General features: G+C 65.9%; 19 protein-coding genes. 8 read left to right on the top strand and 11 right to left on the bottom strand.

Features of this window, described 5'->3' with window-relative positions; genetic code table 11:
- Nucleotides 1–17 precede the first annotated feature (17 nt).
- The 8 genes from ttcA (at nt 18) to ACN0RJ_RS22420 (ending at nt 8,202) form a co-directional block, all read left to right on the top strand.
- Complete coding sequence (gene ttcA / locus ACN0RJ_RS22455; protein ID WP_417725729.1) at nt 18–878, top strand: tRNA 2-thiocytidine(32) synthetase TtcA; 861 nt, start codon at nt 18–20, stop codon at nt 876–878.
- 135 nt (nt 879–1,013) lie between these two features.
- The gene (locus tag ACN0RJ_RS22450) at nt 1,014–2,492 is read left to right on the top strand and encodes a putative bifunctional diguanylate cyclase/phosphodiesterase (RefSeq protein WP_417725728.1); all 1,479 of its coding nucleotides are present in this window, start codon (nt 1,014–1,016) and stop codon (nt 2,490–2,492) included.
- Nucleotides 2,493–2,809: 317 nt separating this feature from the next.
- Nucleotides 2,810–4,636: a membrane protein insertase YidC gene (gene yidC, locus ACN0RJ_RS22445; protein WP_417722202.1), complete on the top strand. Its 1,827-nt coding sequence runs from the start codon at nt 2,810–2,812 to the stop codon at nt 4,634–4,636.
- Nucleotides 4,633–5,373, top strand: a complete 741-nt coding sequence (locus ACN0RJ_RS22440; protein ID WP_417725727.1) for an MOSC domain-containing protein — start codon at nt 4,633–4,635, stop codon at nt 5,371–5,373. The genes yidC and ACN0RJ_RS22440 overlap by 4 nt, the downstream gene beginning before the upstream one ends.
- Nucleotides 5,370–6,023, top strand: a complete 654-nt coding sequence (gene yihA / locus ACN0RJ_RS22435) for a ribosome biogenesis GTP-binding protein YihA/YsxC (protein ID WP_417725726.1) — start codon at nt 5,370–5,372, stop codon at nt 6,021–6,023. The genes ACN0RJ_RS22440 and yihA overlap by 4 nt, the downstream gene beginning before the upstream one ends.
- 135 nt (nt 6,024–6,158) lie before the next feature.
- A complete protein-coding gene (argB, locus tag ACN0RJ_RS22430; RefSeq protein WP_417725725.1) occupies nt 6,159–7,052 on the top strand; it encodes an acetylglutamate kinase in 894 nt (297 codons plus the stop codon).
- Nucleotides 7,049–7,714 carry a ferredoxin gene (locus ACN0RJ_RS22425; RefSeq protein ID WP_417725724.1) on the top strand — a complete coding sequence of 222 codons (666 nt, stop codon included), beginning with the start codon at nt 7,049–7,051 and terminating at the stop codon, nt 7,712–7,714. The genes argB and ACN0RJ_RS22425 overlap by 4 nt, the downstream gene beginning before the upstream one ends.
- Nucleotides 7,711–8,202 carry a SixA phosphatase family protein gene (locus ACN0RJ_RS22420; protein ID WP_417725723.1) on the top strand — a complete coding sequence of 164 codons (492 nt, stop codon included), beginning with the start codon at nt 7,711–7,713 and terminating at the stop codon, nt 8,200–8,202. The genes ACN0RJ_RS22425 and ACN0RJ_RS22420 overlap by 4 nt, the downstream gene beginning before the upstream one ends.
- A 12-nt stretch (nt 8,203–8,214) precedes the next feature.
- Here the strand turns inward: ACN0RJ_RS22420 and ACN0RJ_RS22415 are convergent, their stop codons facing one another.
- From ACN0RJ_RS22415 to rplQ, 11 genes are all read right to left on the bottom strand, one after another.
- Complete coding sequence (locus ACN0RJ_RS22415) at nt 8,215–9,006, bottom strand: amino acid ABC transporter ATP-binding protein (protein ID WP_417722196.1); 792 nt, start codon at nt 9,004–9,006, stop codon at nt 8,215–8,217.
- An 11-nt stretch (nt 9,007–9,017) separates the two neighbouring features.
- Nucleotides 9,018–10,334 carry an amino acid ABC transporter permease gene (locus ACN0RJ_RS22410; RefSeq protein ID WP_417722195.1) on the bottom strand — a complete coding sequence of 439 codons (1,317 nt, stop codon included), beginning with the start codon at nt 10,332–10,334 and terminating at the stop codon, nt 9,018–9,020.
- Nucleotides 10,335–10,362: 28 nt separating this feature from the next.
- The gene (locus tag ACN0RJ_RS22405; RefSeq protein ID WP_417725722.1) at nt 10,363–11,595 is read right to left on the bottom strand and encodes an amino acid ABC transporter permease; all 1,233 of its coding nucleotides are present in this window, start codon (nt 11,593–11,595) and stop codon (nt 10,363–10,365) included.
- A gap of 162 nt (nt 11,596–11,757) precedes the next feature.
- Nucleotides 11,758–12,777 carry an amino acid ABC transporter substrate-binding protein gene (locus tag ACN0RJ_RS22400; RefSeq protein WP_417722193.1) on the bottom strand — a complete coding sequence of 340 codons (1,020 nt, stop codon included), beginning with the start codon at nt 12,775–12,777 and terminating at the stop codon, nt 11,758–11,760.
- Between the two features lie 190 nt (nt 12,778–12,967).
- The gene (locus ACN0RJ_RS22395) at nt 12,968–13,678 is read right to left on the bottom strand and encodes an ATP12 family chaperone protein (RefSeq protein WP_417722192.1); all 711 of its coding nucleotides are present in this window, start codon (nt 13,676–13,678) and stop codon (nt 12,968–12,970) included.
- Nucleotides 13,675–14,358, bottom strand: coding sequence for an HAD-IA family hydrolase (locus tag ACN0RJ_RS22390; protein WP_417725721.1), 684 nt, complete (start codon nt 14,356–14,358; stop codon nt 13,675–13,677). Before ACN0RJ_RS22390 ends, ACN0RJ_RS22395 begins: the two co-directional genes overlap by 4 nt.
- Nucleotides 14,355–15,407 carry an RluA family pseudouridine synthase gene (locus tag ACN0RJ_RS22385; RefSeq protein ID WP_417725720.1) on the bottom strand — a complete coding sequence of 351 codons (1,053 nt, stop codon included), beginning with the start codon at nt 15,405–15,407 and terminating at the stop codon, nt 14,355–14,357. Before ACN0RJ_RS22385 ends, ACN0RJ_RS22390 begins: the two co-directional genes overlap by 4 nt.
- The gene (gene crcB, locus ACN0RJ_RS22380; RefSeq protein WP_417722189.1) at nt 15,404–15,781 is read right to left on the bottom strand and encodes a fluoride efflux transporter CrcB; all 378 of its coding nucleotides are present in this window, start codon (nt 15,779–15,781) and stop codon (nt 15,404–15,406) included. Before crcB ends, ACN0RJ_RS22385 begins: the two co-directional genes overlap by 4 nt.
- A gap of 102 nt (nt 15,782–15,883) precedes the next feature.
- The gene (locus tag ACN0RJ_RS22375; RefSeq protein WP_417725719.1) at nt 15,884–17,200 is read right to left on the bottom strand and encodes a replication-associated recombination protein A; all 1,317 of its coding nucleotides are present in this window, start codon (nt 17,198–17,200) and stop codon (nt 15,884–15,886) included.
- 3 nt (nt 17,201–17,203) lie between these two features.
- Entirely contained in the window at nt 17,204–18,577 is a 1,374-nt protein-coding gene (locus ACN0RJ_RS22370; protein WP_417722187.1) for a trypsin-like peptidase domain-containing protein, read from the bottom strand.
- Between the two features lie 208 nt (nt 18,578–18,785).
- Complete coding sequence (gene rplQ / locus ACN0RJ_RS22365) at nt 18,786–19,208, bottom strand: 50S ribosomal protein L17 (RefSeq protein WP_417722186.1); 423 nt, start codon at nt 19,206–19,208, stop codon at nt 18,786–18,788.
- Nucleotides 19,209–19,328 lie beyond the last annotated feature (120 nt).

The raw sequence follows: 19,328 nt of genomic DNA, 5'->3' as shown, positions 1-19,328 counted from the left end.
TGCCCTAGGCCGATCCCATGCTCGATGATCCCGACGACATCCACCCGCTGTTCTACGGCGCTCCGAAAAGCACCGAATTCAAGAAGTTGCGCAAGCGAATCGTGCAGCATGTCCGCGAGGCAATCGACCAGTACAGGATGGTCGAACCGGGCGGCAAATGGCTGGTCTGCCTTTCGGGCGGCAAGGACAGCTACACGCTTTTGGCGGTCCTGCACGAGCTGAAGTGGCGCGGGCTGCTCCCGGTGGAGCTTCTGGCCTGCAACCTCGATCAGGGTCAGCCGGGGTTTCCCGCGACGGTCCTGCCGGAATTCCTTGAAAAGATGGGCGTTCCGCATCGGATCGAATACCAGGACACCTATTCGATCGTCGTCGACAAGGTTCCGCAGGGCCGGACGTTCTGCGCGCTTTGCTCGCGTCTGCGACGCGGCAATCTCTACCGGGTCGCGCGCGAAGAGGGCTGCACGGCCGTGGTGCTCGGCCATCATCGCGACGATATTCTGGAAACATTTTTCATGAATTTGTTTCACGGTGGCCGGCTCGCCACCATGCCGCCGAAGCTGGTCAACGAGGAGGGCGACCTTTTCGTCTATCGCCCGCTTGCCCACGTCGCCGAGGTCGATTGCGAAAAGTTCGCGACCGCAATGCGTTATCCGATCATTCCCTGCGATCTCTGCGGGTCCCAGGACGGGTTGCAGCGCCAGCAGGTCAAGCAGATCCTCGACGGCTGGGAGCGCAACAGCCCCGGCCGCCGGCAGGTGATGTTCCGCGCGCTGACGAATATCCGGCCCTCGCATATGCTCGACCCGAAGTTGTTCGACTTTTCGGAACTCAGTCTAGGGGCGAGCGATCCCGACGGGGAAATTCCCGTTCTGCGTTAAGTTTCGAGTCATGTCGTTGCTCTAGTCCTGATCGCCATCGGAAACTGCGAACGGGACGGCGCCATGAAATTCCGGCGACTTACGGGGCGTGGCACCCTGCGTGCCTCATTCGGCAAATGGGTGCAGGGACCACATATGCTGGCCTTCCTGCCCGCGCTTTCGCTCGCCGGCTTCTGGCTGGGGGGGGAGGCAGTCCTCGTCGCTGTCGCACTCGGCCTGCCCGCGATCTATTCCGTGGTCTATCCCCATGGCGTGCATCGCGCCGAGCACCTCGCCCGGCTGCCCCTGTCCTCCGACCTTGTCGACATTTCCTCGGCGCAGGCGATGGCAGAGCAGGTGGTCGAGCGCGCCAGAACGGCCAATCTCTCGACCGCCTGTTTCATGATCGAGGCGGAGGGGCTCGACACCATCGGGCGACGCTCCGGCAACGACTCCGTGGAAGTGCTGCGCGACATGATTCTCGGCCGCCTGCGCGGGATGCTCCGGCGCGACGATTCCGCCGTCCGCGTCGGGGATTCGCGATTCATTGTGCTGCTCGGCCCCTCCCTGCGCCACGATCTCGAAACCATGCTGACGCTGGCCGCCCGGTTTCAGCGCGGCCTCGAAGAACCGCTCGAGACCGGGACCGGCACGCATTTCCTGTCGGTCAGCCTCGGCTTTCACGCGGTGCCCGCCTCCGTGACGGATGCGACCGGGTCGCGGCTTGTCGATGCCGCCCAAACCGCCCTGTCGGAGGCGATGGCAAACGGCCCCTCGGCCATCCGCGCCTGGTCCGACAGCATGCGCGCGGAACGCTCCGCCCGACTGTCGCTTCTGGGCGAGATCGACCGCGCCCTTGCCCGCGGCCAGATCCAGCCCTGGTTCCAACCGCAGATCTGCACCTCCACCGGCAAGATCAGCGGCGTGGAGGCGTTGGCTCGCTGGATCCATCCGGAGCGCGGCATCATCCCGCCCGGTCAGTTTCTCGGCGCGCTGGAGGAGGCCGGACAGATGGACCGCCTGGGAGAGGTCGTCCTCCAGCACAGCCTTACCGCCCTGCGCGGATGGGACGAAGCCGGGATCGACATCCCCCGCATCAGCGTGAACTTTTCCGGTACGGAGCTGCGCAACCCCCAACTGGTCGAGCGGATCAAATGGGAACTGGACCGCTTCGGCCTCATGCCCGGCCGATTGGGGATCGAGGTACTGGAAACGGTGATCGCGGATTCGCCCGAAGGCGTGGTTGCGCGCAACATCATGGAACTCTCCGATCTCGGCTGCCATATCGACCTCGACGACTTCGGAACCGGCCACGCCTCAATCACGGCCTTGCGCCGGTTCCCCGTCAACCGGCTGAAGATCGACCGCAGCTTCGTCTCGCATGTCGACCGTGACGAGGAACAGCGCCGCATGCTGGCAGCCATTCTCGGGCTCGCGGATCGGCTCGGCCTCGAGACCCTCGCGGAGGGCGTGGAAAGCGTCGGCGAACATGCCCTGCTGGCGCAGCTCGGCTGCGATCACGTTCAGGGCTTCGGCATCGCCCGCCCGCTGCCGCTGGAAAAGGTCGCCGACTGGGCCCGCGCCCATACCGCCCGCATCGCAGAGGCCCAGAACCTCGGTCGCAGCACCGGTTGAGCCGCCAGTCCGGCGCCCGATCCGCCGATGCGGCCGCCGCGTTCCTTCGCCGAAGACGCGGCCGGAACCGCCCCGAAGAACGGGATCGCCCCCCACCACGGCCCACCCCTTCAGGGCCCCGTTCGGCAGGCTGTTTGAGCGCCACCGGCACTGCCGTGCGATGCAGGAGGGTTTCGTCTCCACCGGCCTCGGGAAACTTGGAGATATTTGGCTCAAATGGTCACAAAACCGGGTTGCGGGGCTGAATCGGCTTGACCTTCGGGGGTGCGGGCTGTTGAACCCGGCGATGACTTTCTAAGGACAGGTGGCAGTCCCCCATGGACGATCAGAACAAGAACCTGCTTATCGCAACCGCGCTGAGCTTTGTCGTGATTCTCGCCTGGTTCCTGCTGTTCCCGCCACCCGACAAGCCTGTCGAAGATACGGCCGTTCCGGCCGCGTCGACCGAGACCGGCGCGCCCGTCGCCTCCGTTCCCGGCACCGCGCCGCAGAGCGCCGCGACCGGGACAAACGGCCAGCCGGTCGAGGCCGCGACCGCCCCGCGTCTGCCGATCGACACCGTGCGCATGCAGGGTTCGATCTCTCTCACCGGCGGGCGCATCGACGAGCTGAAACTCAAGGACTATCGCGAGACCCTCGATCCGACCTCGCCCATCGTCGACGTGCTCGAGCCCGTCGGCACCGAACACGCCTATTACGCCCTCTACGGCTGGGCGCCGGGCGCCGGACTTTCCCCGAGCGAAGTGCCGGGTGCCAACACCGAATGGCAGGTCGAGAGCGGTCGGACCCTCACCACCGAAACCCCGGTCGTGCTGCGCTGGGAAAGCCCCGCCGGCCTGATCTTCCGCCGCACCATTTCCGTCGACGAAAACTTCATGTTCTCCGTCAAGCAGTCGATCGAGAACACCGGTTCGGCCCAGATCAAGGCCGCCCCCTACGGCATCATCGCCCGCCACGGCGAGCCGGCGGATCGCAAGAAATTCTTCGTCCTGCACGAGGGTGTCGTCGCCATGGCCGACGGCAAGCTGGCCGAGATCGACTACGGCGACATGGTGGACATGGATGTCGTGCCGAGCGAGGGCACGCGCGCCGATGTAACCCAGGTGACGTCGAACGGCTGGGTCGGCTTCACCGATCACTACTGGATGACCACGCTGATCCCCGCTCCGGGCGCCGCCTTCAAGCAGGTCGCCAAGTACGACGAGGCGCGCGACATCTACCAGACCGAGGCCGTCCTGCCGACGATGACGATCGAACCCGGCGCCTCGGCCGAGGTCACGACGCAACTCTTTGCCGGTGCCAAGGAATGGGAAACCATCCGCGACTACCAGGCCGCAGGCGTCGACAGGTTCATCGACAGCATCGACTGGGGCTGGTTCTTCTTCCTGACCAAGCCGATCTTCTGGGTGCTGCACCACCTGCACCAGCTGATCGGCAACATGGGCTGGTCGATCATCGCGCTGACCATATTCCTCAAGGCTCTGCTCTTCCCGCTGGCCTACAAATCCTACGTCTCCATGGCGAAGATGAAGGAATTGCAGCCGGAGATGGAGAAGCTCAAGGAACGCGCGGGCGACGACCGCCAGAAGATGCAGCAGGAAATGATGGCGCTCTACAAGCGGGAAAAGGTCAACCCCGCCTCGGGCTGTCTGCCCATCCTGCTGCAGATTCCGATTTTCTTCTCGCTCTACAAGGTGATCTTCGTGACCTTCGAGCTGCGGCAGGCGGCCTGGTTCGGCCCGTTCCAGGATCTCTCCCAGCCCGATCCGACCTCCCTGTTCAACCTGTTCGGCCTGCTGCCCTGGGCCGCGCCCGATCCCGGCTCGACCCTGGCGCTGGTCTTCATCGGGATTCTTCCGCTGCTGCTCGGCATTTCGATGTTCCTCCAGCAGAAGCTGAACCCTGCACCGACCGATCCGACGCAGCAGATGATCTTTGCCTGGATGCCCTGGGTGTTCATGTTCATGCTCGGCGGTTTCGCCAGCGGCCTGGTGCTCTACTGGATCACCAACAACACGATCACCTTCACCCAGCAGTACATCATCATGCGCAGCCAGGGGTTCAAACCGGACGTCTTCGGCAACATCAAGTCGACGTTCAAGCGCAAGTCCAAGGCCGAAAAGCCCGCTCCGGGCAAGAAATGACGGCACGCGTCGCGGAGATCTGGCGCCACCCGATCAAGGGGATCGGGCGGGAGGCTCTGAACTCCGTGACGCTGGACGCCGGGCGGCCCCTGCCCGGCGACCGGGCCTGGGCGCTGCTGCACGACAACGCCGCAGATGCCGAGGGCTGGCAACCGCGCCGGAATTTTCTTGTGGTGGCCTCGGGACCGCGGCTGGCCCGGATCAGTGCCGAAACCCTCGCGCACGGCCGGATCGCCCTCAGCCACCCCGACCGCCCGCGTATCGAGATTTCGCCCCTCGAGGACGAAGCGGCGCTGATCGACTGGGTCCTGCCGCTCTGGCCCGCCGACCGGCCGGCCCCGCGCCGGCTGGTGCAGGCCCCGCCACAGGGCATGGCCGACAACGGTGCGGCGCAGCTGGCGATCCTGAACCGGGCGAGCCTTGCGGAACTCGGCGAGGCGGTGGGACAGGTGCTGGACATCGGACGGTTTCGCGGCAATCTGGTTCTCGACGGCCTCGCCCCCCGGGAGGAGTTCGACTGGATCGGCCGCGAACTGGCCATCGGCGACATCCGCCTCGCGGTGACGGACCGCATCGAACGCTGCCGCGCGACCGAGGCGAACCCGGCAACCGGGCTGCGCGACGCCAATATCCTCCGGGCGCTCGAAGACACCCGGGGGCACCGCGATTTCGGCGTCTATGCGACTGTGCGCAGCGGCGGCTTCCTGACCACAGACACTCCGGTGACCCTGATATGACCACGCTTCCCTTTCCCCTGGCAGAAGATCCCGACGAAGCCACCGTCGAAGCCGCGCGCAAGCTGTTCGTCGGCGATGTCGAATTCCTGAAGGGCGTCGTGGCGATGGACGGCCTGCCGCCGGACGACCGGGCCGAGGTCTGCTTTGCCGGCCGCTCGAACGTGGGCAAGTCGAGCCTCATCAACGCGCTGACCTGCCGCAAGGGCCTCGCGCGGGCGTCCAACACGCCGGGCCGGACGCAGGAGATCAACTATTTCTCGCTCGGCGAAAGCCGCTATCTCGTCGACCTTCCCGGCTACGGCTTTGCCAATGCGCCGGTGGCCGTGGTCGAGAAATGGCAGCGGCTGCTGAAACAGTATCTTTCGGGCCGCGCCTCGTTGCGCCGCGCCTTCGTGCTGATCGACGCCCGGCACGGCATCAAGGCGGTGGACGAAGAGATCATGACCCTGCTCGACCGCTCTGCCGTGACCTTCCAGGCGGTGCTGACCAAGGTTGACAAGATCAAGGTCACCGAACGGGACAAGGTGCTTGCTCAGGTGCGGGAAAAACTTGCCCGTCACCCGGCCGCCTATCCCGAACTGGTGCTCACCAGTTCTGAAAAGGGCGAAGGCATCGCCACCCTGCGCGCCATCATCGCCACCCTCGCCTGACTCCGGATTTTCGTCGAAAATTCGTTGCCCCCGGCGGCGGTCGCCCCATTTGTCGACGAAACGGCTTGCGTCCTGAAAGGCAATCTCCCATTCAGGAAGACCAGGAACACCTGACCCCAGGGAATTTTCACCGCAATGAAGAAGCAGACGATGAATCGAGACTGGATCGCCACCGCCCGCACGCTCAACGAAGCCCTGCCCTACATGCAGCGATACACCGGCGCGGTCGTGGTGGTGAAATTCGGCGGCAATGCCATGGGCGATGCCGATGCCATGGCGGAATTCGCGCGCGACGTCGTGCTGATGCGGCAGGTCGGGGTCAACCCGGTCGTGGTGCACGGCGGCGGCCCGATGATCAACAACATGCTCAAGAAGCTGGGGATCGAGAGCCGCTTCGTGCGCGGCAAGCGCGTGACCGATCAGGCCACCGTCGAGGTGGTCGAAATGGTGCTGACCGGACTCGTCAACAAGCGCATCGTTCAGGCGATCATGGATGAAGGGGGCCGCGCCGTCGGGCTTTCGGGCAAGGACGACGATCTCATCGTCTGCGAGGCGGACGACCCCGAACTCGGCTTTGTCGGAAAGCCGGTGGAATGCAACGTGCAGGTGCTGCGCGACCTGTTCACGGCCGGGATCATTCCCGTGGTAGCCCCGGTGGCGACGGGCATGGATTACTTGGAAACCTTCAACGTCAACGGCGACACCGCCGCCGGTGCGCTGGCCGGCGCGCTCAAGGCCGACCGCCTTCTGCTGCTGACGGATGTTTCCGGCGTGAAGAACGCGGCGGGCGAGATCGTGACCCAGATGACCCCCGAGGACGTGCGCGCGATGATCGCCGACGGCACCATCGCGGGCGGCATGATCCCCAAGACCGAAACCGCCCTCAAGGCGGTCGAGGAAGGTGTGCGCGCGGTGGTCATCCTCGACGGACGGGTGCCGAACGCCTGTCTGCTGGAACTCTTCACCGAGCACGGCGCCGGATCTCTGATCCGCCGTGCGGACCTGCCCCCGGTTCAGGCCCGCGATTGAGCGCAGCGCGGGATGCCGTGGCCACGGCGGCGCGGGAGGTGTCCCTCGTCATCCGTGGCGCACTGCATGACGACGGCTGCACGATCCTGCTGCTCGGCCCGGACGAACCCGGTTTCTGGGCGGTGTTTTCCGCTTCCGGCGAATACGGCGACGGGGGGGCCGATCCGCTCGACCGCTGGTCGAAGCGGGTGATCCGCGCCATCGCCGCGCCGCTCGGCGGGCGTGCGGTGTTTCCTTCGGACGGTCCGCCCTATCCGCCATTCCTCGACTGGGCGCAGGCGGCAGGCAATGCCTGGCCCTCTCCGGTCGGGCCGCTGGTCCATGACACCGCCGGGTTGCTGATAAGCTACCGCGGGGCCATCGTCCTGCCGGGAGAAGAAACCCTGACGGACGCGCGGCCCCCGTCCCCCTGCCCCGCTTGCCCGCGCCCCTGTGCCACCGCCTGCCCGGTCGGCGCCATGCGGGCGGGACAGGTCTATGACGTCGCCACCTGCCAGAGCTTTCTGCGCACGGAGGAGGGGCGCGTCTGCCGCACCCGAGGCTGCCGCGTGCGCCATGCCTGCCCGGCCTCGGCAGCCATGCGCCGTACCGACCAACAGGCGGCTTTCCACATGTCCGCCTTCATGGGAAGCTGGCCTCCACCACAGGGAGGAACGGCATGAAACGACTCGTTCTCATGCGCCACGCCAAGTCCGACTGGACCGCAGGTGGCCCCGATCACGCGCGCACGCTGAATGAACGCGGCCGTGCAAGCGCCGCCGCGCTGGGGGACTGGCTGCGGGCCCAGGCTCTGCTGCCGGACGAAGTGCTCTGCTCCACCTCGACACGTACGCGCGAGACGCTGGCGGCGCTGGCGCTCGACGCCCCGACACGGTTCGAGGATCGCCTCTACCACGCGGGACCGGTCGCGATGATGAAAAGCCTGCGGGACGCGGATGGCGACACGGTGCTGATGATCGCCCACAATCCCGGTATCGCCGAATTCGCGCACGAGATCGTCGCGCGCGCGCCCCAGCATCCCCGCTTCCGCGACTACCCTACCGGCGCCACCCTCGTGGCCGAATTCGACATCGAGACCTGGGCCGACATGAAAGAAGGCTCGGGGGTTGCCCGAGCCTTCGTCATTCCGCGCGAGTTGATCGAGGCCTGACGCCCCGACGGGTCAATGCCCCAGGATCTGGCTGAGGAACAGCTTGGTCCGCTCGTGCTGCGGGTTGTTGAAGAACTCCTTCGGTTCGTTCTGTTCCACGATCTGCCCCGCGTCCATGAAGATCACGCGGTTCGCCACAGCCTGGGCAAAGCCCATCTCGTGGGTCACGCAGAGCATGGTCATGCCCTCTTCGGCGAGCTCAACCATGGTGTCGAGAACCTCCTTGATCATCTCGGGGTCGAGCGCCGAGGTCGGTTCGTCGAACAGCATGATCCGCGGCTTCATGCAGAGCGAGCGGGCGATGGCCACGCGCTGCTGCTGACCGCCGGAAAGCTGGCCGGGGTACTTGTTGGCCTGCTCGGGGATCTTCACCTTTTCGAGGAAGTGCATGGCCGTGGCCTCGGCTTCCTTCTTGGGAACCTTGCGGACCCAGATCGGCGCGAGGGTGCAGTTCTCGAGGATCGTCAGATGCGGGAAGAGGTTGAAGTGCTGAAAGCACATCCCGACCTCGGAGCGGATCTTGTCGATGTTCTTGAGATCCGAGGACAGCTCCGTGCCGTCGACGATGATGCTGCCCGCCTGATGTTCCTCCAGGCGGTTGATGCAGCGGATCATCGTCGACTTGCCGGAGCCCGAAGGCCCGGCGATGACGATACGTTCCCCGCGATGCACGGTCAGATCGATGTCGCGCAGCACGTGAAAGGTCCCGTACCACTTGTTCATCTTGGTGATCTGGATGGCGACCTCGTCAGAGACCTTCATCTGGCTGCGGTCGATATCGCGATCTGTTGCGAGTTCGGACATGGATGGTCTCCTTAGCGGTGCTCTCGACGGAGCTTTTTCTCGAGGAAGAGGGAATAGCGGCCCATGCTGAAGCAGAAGATGAAGAACATCAGGCCGATGAAGACGAACAGCTCCCAGTAGATGCCGTTCCAGTCGGTGGTCGCGCGGATCGTGTTGGCAAAGCCCAGCGGGTCCAGCATCCCGATCAGAACCACCAGCGTCGTGTCCTTGAACAGGCCGATGAAGGTGTTCACGATCCCCGGAATCGCGATCTTGAGCGATTGCGGCAGGATGATGAGACGCATGGATTTCCAGTAATCCAGCCCCAGCGCGTCGGCGGCCTCGTACTGCCCCTTGGGCAGCGCGGCAAGGCCCCCGCGGACCACCTCGGCGATATAGGCCGAGGAGAACAGCGTCACCATGATGATGACCCGCAGCATGAGGTCGAAGTTGGTGCCCGGCGGCAGGAAGTAGTTCAGCAGCAGCGAGGCGGTGAACAGCCAGACGATCAGCGGCACGCCGCGGATCACCTCGATGAAGATCACCGAGCACTTGTTGATGATGAACATGTCCGACTGACGCCCCAGCGCCAGCACGATGCCCAGCGGCAGCGACAGGGTGATACCCGCGATACCGATGATGAGCGCCAGCATGAAGCCGCCGATGTCGTTGCTGCGCACCGATTCGAGTCCGATGGGCAGGATGGCTGCCAGCGTCGAGGCCAGCGGCCCGGCGATGAAGAGCCAGTAGATCACCGGCACGACGATCGCCCCGATCACCGCCGGAAGCACGCCGATGGCGGGGGCGGCAAAGGTCATCACCGCCCAGCCGAGGACGAACCCGGCCGCGACCGCGATGGGTGCCCAGATCGACCCGCCCCAGATCAGCCAGAAGATCAGGAACGGCGCGGCGAGCGAGAACCAGATCATCTTGCGCGGCAGGGACGAGAACAGCACCGGCGCGATGGCGATCAGGAAGACCACGAAGGCCACCACCGGGCGCCAGTAGAGTTCGGACGGGTAGAAGCCGAACATCAGCTGCGACCAGCGGTCCGAGATCACGGCCCAGCACGCCACCGACGCGCCTTCGCCGTAGATCCGGTCGCGGACCTCGCGGCACTCGGCCAGGCTGCTCGCGTCCCAGATGCCGAAGACGGCCCAGGGAATGACGTGGCTGAGGATGACCCAGACCACCCAGATCGACACCACCGACAGGATGATGTTGAGCCAGGACGAGAACATGTTCTCGCGCATCCATTTGATCGCACCGGATTGGGCGATGGGCGGGTCGCGCTGTTCGACCATGGAATCCCGCACGAAGGGGACTGTCTGTGCATGTGTGTCGGACATCAGTTGCGCTCCTTTCGACCGGTCATGCTCAGCGCTCCTTCAGCTTGACGCTGGAATTGTAGAGGTTCATCGCACCGGAGATGACGATGCTCAGCACCAGGTAGAACAGGCCCAGGAGGAGGATGCCCTCCAGCTCGCGCCCGGTCTGGTTGATGGTGATGCCCCCGAGGGTCGAGCGCGCATCCATGTAGCCGACGGCGATGGCGAGCGAGCTGTTCTTGGTCAGGTTCAGGAATTGCGAGATCAGCGGCGGGATGATGACCCGCAGCGCCTGCGGCAGGATGACCAGTTTCATGGTCGTTCCGGGGCGCAGTCCGAGCGCGAAGGCCGCTTCCGTCTGGCCCTTGGAAACGGCGAGGATACCGCCCCGCACGATCTCTGCGATGAAGGCGCCGGTATAGAGCGACAGCGCCAGCCAGAGCGCGATCAGCGAGTTGCGCAGATGCGTGCCGCCGGCAAAGTTGAAGCCCTTGAGTTCGGGCATGTTGAGATGCGCACCCATGACGACAAAGACGATGCCGACGGGGATGACGAGCAGGCCGAGGGTGAAGTACCAGGTGGTCGGGCGGACGCCGGTGGCCTCCTGCTTGACCGCCGCGGCATGGGCGAGGCGCCGGATCCCGAAGATCGACGCGACCAGCACGGCGATGACCAGCAGCCAGTTGTAGAAGCCGTTCTCGGAGACCGGATTGGCGAACTGGATCGACGGGATATAGACGCCGCGGTTGGTGACGGCGACGGCATCCAGAATCATCGAGGAGGTCGCATCTTCGCCCCGGAAGGCGCTGGGGGCCGGCATGGATTCGGTCATCAGCGCAAAGATCAGGATGATCCAGAGCAGCAGCGGAACGTTGCGGAAGCCCTCGACGTAGACCGCCATCAGCCGCGAGACGATCCAGTTGTTCGAGAGGCGCAGAACCCCGGCAATCACCCCGAGGATGGTGGCCAGCGCGCAACCCAGCACCGCCACCAGCAGCGTGTTGAGGATGCCGACCAGCGCCGCGCGGCCGTGGGTCATCTGGCTGTTGTATTCGATCAGCCGCTGGTTGATGTCATATCCCGAAGGCTGCCAGAGGAAGCCGAAATCGAAATCCTTGCCCAGCGCGGCAAGGTTCGCGATCGTGTTCGAGATCAGCCACGAGAACATCAGCGCCAGAATGATCATCGCGACGATCTGGATCGTCATCGAGCGGTAGCGCGTGTCGTAGATAAGCTGAGAAAGCCGGAAGCTCTGCTCCGGCGGGTCCGTCAAGGTCGCCATTTTATTCTCCCCGGCGGTTTCCGTTCTTCCTAGGGTCCCGCACCGGTTTGCCCGGCGTCCTGCCCTCACTCGGAAACTCTGTCTGTTTTGGTAGGCGTTTGTCGTCTTGAGGTGGAAAGGGGCGCGGGGGATGTCCCCTCGCGCCCCTCGCCCTGTCAGGTCTTAGCGGAACGGCGGGCTGTAGAGCAGGCCGCCATCGGTCCACTGCGCGTTCAGGCCGCGCGACAGGCCGATCGGGGTGTTCTCGCCGATGTTCTTCTCGAACAGTTCACCGTAGTTGCCGCCCGCCATGATGGCGTTCTTGGCCCAGCCGGCGTCGAGACCGAGCATCGCGCCCAGTTCGCCTTCGGTGCCGAGGATGCGGTTGATTTCGGGATTGTCACCGGCCGCTGCCGACAGCTCGGCGATGTTGGCCGAGGTGATGCCGTATTCTTCGGCCGCGATCAGCGCGTTGATCGTCCAGCGTGCCACGTCGGCCCATTCGCTATCGCCATGACGGACGAGCGGTGCCAGCGGCTCCTTGGAGATGATTTCCGGCAGGATCACGTGATCGCCCGGCGCTTCGAAGGTGGCGCGGGTGGCGGCGAGGCCCGATGCGTCGGTGGTGTAGACGTCGCAGGCACCGGCAAGGTACTGCTGCTGCGCTTCGGCGTTGGTTTCGATCGGCACGGGCTCGTAGCTGATGTTGTTCACGCGGAAGAAGTCAGCGAGGTTGAGCTCGGTCGTGGTGCCGGTCTGGATGCAGACGGTCGCGCCGTCGAGTTCCTTGGCCGAGGACACGCCCAGTGCCTTGGGCACCATGAAGCCCTGACCGTCATAGTAGTTCACGCCGACGAATTCGAACTTGAGGTCGACATCGCGCGAGAAGGTCCAGGTGGTGTTGCGGGCCAGCAGGTCGATTTCGCCCGAGGCCAGCGCGGTGAAACGGGTCTGGCCGGTGGTGGGAACGAATTCCACTGCCATCGGATCGCCGAAGACGGCAGCGGCGACGGCGCGGCAGATGCCGACGTCGAAACCCTGCCACACACCGTTCGCATCCGGAGCGGCAAAGCCCGTCAGGCCGGTGGTGACACCGCAGTTCAGCTTGCCGCGTGCCTTGACGTCGTCGAGCGTGCCCGCGCTGGCGGCTCCAGCCGCCAGACCGGCAAAGGTCAACGCGCCGAGAATTACGGTTTTGTTCATTTTTTACCTCTTCCTGTTGTCCGATCCCTCTTGGATCGGTTTGCGACCCGATAGGGATTTCCCCTGTTCGGGTTCCCCGTCTAGTGCCCGGAGTGTGGGAGCAAACCTCTTGGGAGGTCAAGCCGTTCGGGCCTGAAAAACGGAAGGATTCGCTCAGGATTTACGCAAAGGCAGATACGCCGCTCCGCGATTAGGCGGCCCGGCAAAGCCTCAGGAAGCGCTCTGCCTGCAGAAAGGCGGTGCGTTTGATTTCAGAGACTTCGGCGGCCTCTTCGTCGGCGCCCCACATCTCTTCCTGCCAGGATTCGTCGATCCGGGAGAGGTGCCATATCTCGGCGGCGGGGTGACCGTGGCTTACCGCAAGCCCCAGAACCAGCGATCCGGACAGCGCCACGAGGTCGTGGAAGGGTGCGAGTTCGAAAGAATCAAGCTTGTGGACCTCTGCCCGCAGCGCCGCCAGCGCGCCGGGATCCTGCGGTTCGTGCATCACGCCGACTCGGGGCGCGAGGCGCGCGCCGAGGGCTTCGGCAGCCCAGGTCAGCATCGGATCCCAGCCCTGCTGCTGGCGCTGCACCAGCTCGTCGGGATGATCCGCGCGATAGCACAGCAGGTCGCTGTCGCCGTATTCGGCGAGCATGTCGGCCACTGCCGCCTTTTGCGGCGCAACCTTCTCGATGGCGCTGTTGGCCGTGCGGGTCAGCGGCATCACGGTCGGGTCGATCTTGCCGGTCTGGGCGTTCCACTCCTCGGCCACGGCCTCGGCCAGAGGCAGGGTCGGGACGATCAGGGCCGATTTCCCCGGCGTGCGCAGCGGGCGCGCGTCGAGATGCACCGTCCAGCCGCCCTCGGCGGATTCCACCGTGGCGGATTTGTAGAACCGTTTCGGCGCCCACTCGCTCATGCGATCTGCCCCCAGACCTGTTGCAACAGCCCCGGAAGCAGACGGATGTCGTCGATCAGCATATGCGCATCCGACAACCGGGCGGCATCGTGATAGCCCCAGGTGACGCCGATGGCCAGCATTCCGGCCGCACGCGCCATTTCCATGTCGAAGCTGGTGTCGCCGATCATCACCGCGTGGCGCGGCTCGACCCCGGTTGCGGACAGTGCCGCCTGCAGCATCGCGGGATGGGGTTTCGACGGATGATCGTCGGCGCATTGCTGCGTCACGAAAAGATGGCGGATGCCGTGGCCGTCCACCAGCTTGTCAAGCCCGCGGCGGGATTTGCCGGTGGCGATGGCCAGCAGGGTCTCGGGCTCGTCGTGAAGCTGGTTCAGGACGCCCAGCACATGCGGATAGAGCGGCGAGGACATCTCTGCTCCGGCGGCGGCACGCAGTTCCATGTAGCGGGACTTGTAGGCATCGACCATCGCCGCGCGCAGCCCGGCCTCCGCCCCCGGAGCTAGCTGCGCCACGGCTTCGGGAAGCGACAGGCCGACGATGGAAAGGATCACCTCGCGCGGCGGGACCGGCAGCGAGGCGCCCTCGAAGGCCGCCGTCATCGAGGCGACGATATCGGCCTGACTGTCGACCAGCGTGCCGTCGACGTCGAAGATGACAAGGCGCAGCGGTGCGCTCATTGCAGCGACTCGAAGGGATCGTCGGCGGCAAGATCCTCGGTCCAGCCGAAGGTGTTCCAGGTCTCGACCATGTGATCGGGAAGCGGCGCGGTCACGGTGACGGGCTTTTTCGTCACCGGGTGCAGGAAGGTGATGGAGCGCGCGTGCAGGTGCAGCTTGCGCGAGATGATTCCGCCCAACTGCGCGCCCCAGCCGTCGCCCATGTTCTCCTGCCCGGAGCCACCGTATTTGCCGTCGCCCGCAATGGGATGGCCGATGGCGGCCATGTGCGCGCGCAACTGGTGGGTGCGGCCCGTCACCGGCTCCATCGCGACCCAGGCGGCACGCCCGGCGACGCGGTAGAGCGTGGCATAGAGCGTGTGGGCGCGCTGCGCGCCGGGGGTCGAGTCGATCTCGCGCGGGTGAAGGGTGCGCATCTTCTCGCCCTCCCCGCCCTTGCCGTGGCCCGGCGCCTTGACGAGGCCGTACTTGATCTCGCCGAGGTACGGCGTCGGAACGCCCGCGACGACGGCCCAGTAGATCTTGCGCGTCTGGCGGTTGCGGATGGCGTCGGTCAGCGCCTTGGCCATCTCGCGGGTCCGCGCCAGCAGCAGGACGCCCGAGGTGTCCTTGTCGAGGCGGTGCACGAGACGGGGCTTGTCCTCGAACCCGAAACGGAGCGCCTCGGCCAGCCCGTCGACATGGCGGGTCTGCTTGCTGCCGCCCTGCGTCGGCAGGCCCGGCGGCTTGTTCAGCGCGATGATGTGGTCGTCGCGCCAGAGCACGCAGGACTGGATCAGCTTCGTGTCGGCATCGGAGACGCGCGGCGTGGCGACGGGCCGTTCGGCCGGGGTTTCCGAGGGTTCGGGCAGCGGCGGGATCCGCACCTGGTTGCCGACTTCGAGCCGGGTCGAGGCCTTGACCCGCCCGCCGTCGACACGGATTTCACCCTTGCGGCACATCTTTTCGATGGAGCCCTGCTGGACATGGGGAAAGTGGCGCTTGAGCCAGCGGTCGAGGCGCTGGTCGCCGTCGCCGGGGCCGACGGTCACGGTCTGCACACGGCTCATTGCCAGATCTCCCTTGCCACCAAAAGTCCCGCGAACAGTGCCGCGATCGAGACCAGAACCGAAACGGCCACATACCCCAGCGCCGCCACCGTGTCACCGCGTTCCCAAAGGGTCGCGACATCCAGCGAGAAGGCCGAGAAGGTGGTGAACCCGCCGAGCACGCCCGTCATCAGGAACGGCGCGAAACGGTTGGCCGAGAGATGCGCCAGCGCCACGACGATGAGCCCCATCGCGAAGGAACCGAGGATGTTCACCGTCAGCGTTCCCCAGGGGAATCCCTTGCCCAGCAGCCGCGCCATGGCGATGCCGGTGAGATAGCGCCCGCTGGCGCCGATCGCGCCCCCGAGGGCGACCTGGAGAAGGGTGAGGCTCATTGCGCGGGAATGTCGCGGGGCGCGCGGGATGTCAAGGCAGAGGGGGCGCTGCCCCCATCGCCGTCGGCGATTCCCCCGGGATATTTGCCGCCAGAAGAGGCCTCAGGCGTTTCTTTCGCGGCGCAGCCGGGCGAAATAGTCGACGCGTTTCTTCAGTTCGCGTTCGAAGCCGCGTTCGACCGGCGTGTAGAATTCCGTCCGCCCCATGGATTCCGGGAAGTAGTCCTGCCCCGAGAAGCCGTCTTCGGCATCGTGGTCGTAGTTGTAGCCCTTGCCGTAGCCCTGGTCCTTCATCAGCCCGGTGGGCGCGTTGAGGATATGCTTTGGCGGCATCAGGGAGCCGGTGCGCCTGGCCGCGGCGCGGGCGGCCTTGTAGGCGACGTAGGCGCCGTTGGATTTGGGCGCGAGGGCGAGGTAGATCACCGCCTGAGCCAGCGCCAGTTCGCCCTCGGGCGAGCCGAGACGTTCGTACGTCTGCCAGCTGTCGATGCAATGGGCCTGCGCCTGCGGATCCGCGAGGCCGATGTCCTCGACCGCCATGCGGGTCAGGCGGCGGGCAAGGAAGCGGGGGTCCTCTCCGGCTTCGAGCATCCGCGCGAACCAGTAGAGCGCCGCGTCCGGGTCCGAGCCGCGGATGGATTTGTGCAGGGCCGAGATCAGGTTGTAATGGCCGTCGCCGCTCTTGTCGTATTGCGCCGCGCGCCGCATCAGCCGGTGGGTCAGCGCCTCGGTGTCGAGCTTGCCGGTGACCGGCCAGGCGAGCACCTGCTCGGCTAGGTTCAGCAGGGCGCGGCCGTCGCCGTCGCACATCTCGAGCAGCGCCTCGCGGGCGGGACCGTCGAGCGGCAGGGCGCGGCCGGTTTCCCGTTCGGCCCGCTGCGCGAGGCGTTCGAGGTCGGCCGGGGACAGGCGTTCCAGCACGAGCACCTGGGCTCGGGAAAGCAGCGCCGCGTTCAGTTCGAAGGACGGGTTCTCGGTCGTCGCGCCGACGAGGAGGATCGTCCCGTCCTCCATATGGGGGAGGAACCCGTCCTGCTGCGCCTTGTTGAAGCGGTGGATCTCGTCGACGAACAGCAGCGTGCCCTGGCCGTTGCCGTGGCGGATGCGGGCGGCCTCGAAGACCTTGCGCAGGTCCTGTACGCCGGTGAAGATCGCGCTGATCTGGACGAAATGCAGATCCGTCGCATTGGCGAGAAGGCGGGCGATGGTGGTCTTGCCGACGCCCGGCGGGCCCCAGAACACCAGCGAGGACAGCGACCCCGAGGCCAGCATGGTGCCGAGCGGGGCGTCCGGGCCCAGCACCTGTTCCTGACCGATGACCTCGTCCAGGGTCTTCGGCCGCAGGCGGTCGGCGAGCGGTCGCTTGCCCGGCTCGGGGCGCGCCGCCGGCGCGGGATCGGTGTCGAACAGGTCGGACATCGTTCAGAGGCGGATGCGCAGGGTGATGCGCGCATTGCCGCGCTGTGCGTCGAGCCTGATCCGCGGCACCGCTGCCTCGAGCATGGGGGCGACATCGGCGGGGGATCCGATCGCGTCGCCGTTGATCGCGCGGAGCACATCGCCCCGCTGCAGACCGGCCCGGGCGCCGTAGGGACCGGGATCGGTCACGACGATGCCTTCTCCCGCAAGCGGGAGACCGAGTTCCTCGATCACCGCGGGATTGAGGCGCGAAATCGCGAGGCCGGGCAGGACGGCGCCGTCGGGGAGGGTCACCGCCTCGCGGTCGGGCAGATCCGGGGCGGTGATCATCCGCACCTCGGCCTCGCGGCTTTCTCCGTCGCGCAGAAAGCGGATGCGAGCGTCGTGGCCGATGCCCGCGACGGACATTCGGAACAGCATCTCGGGCGGCGTGTTCACCGGGAGGCCGTCGACCGCGAGCACCACGTCGCCGACCTGCAGCCCGGCGCTCGCGAAGGAACTCTGCGCGTCGAGACGGGAGATCAGGACGCCGCCCGGCAGAGCTAGCCCGAGACTTTCCGTGAGGCCGGAATCGACGACCTGACCGGTCATGCCCGCCCAGGGACGCTGGAACCGGGTGTTGCCGTCGCGCGCCTGTTCGAGGAACTCGGCCACGAGCGCCGACGGAATGGCGAAGCCGATGCCGTTCGACCCGCCAGACCGGGTCAGGATGGAGGTATTGACGCCCACGAGCTGCCCGGAGACATCGATCAGCGCGCCGCCGGAGTTGCCGGGGTTGATCGGTGCATCGGTCTGGATGAAGTAGCCGCGCGCGTTGCCGGTCGCCGTGCCGGAGCGCGCGAGGCCCGAGACGATCCCCGAGGTCACGGTCTGGCCCACGCCGAAGGGATTGCCGATGGCGAGCACCAGTTCTCCGACCTCGACGGAGTCGCTGTCGCGCAGCGGCAGCGACGGCATGTCCTCGGCGCCGTCCAGTTTCAGGATCGCGAGATCGGCCTCCTCGTCGCCCAGCAACACGTCCGCCCGGAATTCCGCGCCGTTGTTGAGCACGACGCGGATGTCGGTCGCCTGCCCCACCACGTGGTAGTTCGAGACCACGTAGCCGTCCGCGGACAGGATGACACCCGACCCGAGCGAGTTCTGCACCTGCGGGCGCCCGCCCGGGTCGCGGAATAGCCGACCGAACAGCGGATCCCCCGCGAAGGGGCTCCGGGACTGGACGACACGCCGGGCGTAGATGTTCACCACGGCCGGGGTCGCCTGCTTGACCAACGGCACGAAGCTGAGGGACATTTCGGCCTGCGACGCGGGAACGCGGGTCTCCGCAAATAGCGGGGAGGCGGTCAAAACAAGGACGAGAAGGCAATTGCGGAACATGCGGGGATCCTCTTCAGGACCCCGATATGTTCCCAAGCCGGCGCGATTGCAAGGGCGCGGGCGTGGAGGATTGCCGGCGCCGCAGGCGCAAATCTCTTTCAAGAGATTTGCAAATTCCTTGGAAGGAATTTGCGCCCCGCACCGGTCGCAGGATGAAAAAAGGCCCCGCCGGTCGGGGCGGGGCCTTGGTTCTCATGCCGGGGCGGGATCATTCCGCGTCGGCGAATTCCTCGGATGCGAGGCGGGCCTTGTCGGCGGCACCTTTGGCATCGGCATCCCGGTCGACCAGTTCGATGATCGCCATGGGCGCCATGTCACCGTAGCGGAACCCGGCCTTCAGGACGCGGCAATAGCCACCCTGACGCTCGGCGTAGCGTGGTCCGAGCACTTCGAACAGCTTCGCGACGTGGATGTCCTGCTTCAGCTGGGCTGCGGCCTGACGGCGGGCATGCACGTCGCCGCGCTTGCCGAGCGTGATCAGCTTGTCGATGATCCGCTTCAGTTCCTTGGCCTTGGGCAGGGTTGTCTTGATCTGTTCGTGCTCGATCAGCGAGCCGGACATGTTGGCCCAGAGCGCCTTGCGGTGTTCATGGGTGCGGTTGAGGCGGCGGTATCCGCGAGCGTGACGCATGTTGTTTCTCCGTAGCGTGTTTTGCTTTGTCCGGGGTGCCCTGCGTTCGGGCGCCCTCTCCTTGGGGCATCATGCCCTGATCTTCCCGCCCATGATGGCGGCATCGGGTGCGGGGCGCCC

This window comes from Salipiger sp. (assembly GCF_048261495.1).
Taxonomy (GTDB): Bacteria; Pseudomonadota; Alphaproteobacteria; order Rhodobacterales; family Rhodobacteraceae; genus Salipiger.
The sequence above is the reverse complement of the archived record's forward strand: the minus strand, read 5'-3'. Positions and strand labels throughout refer to the sequence as shown.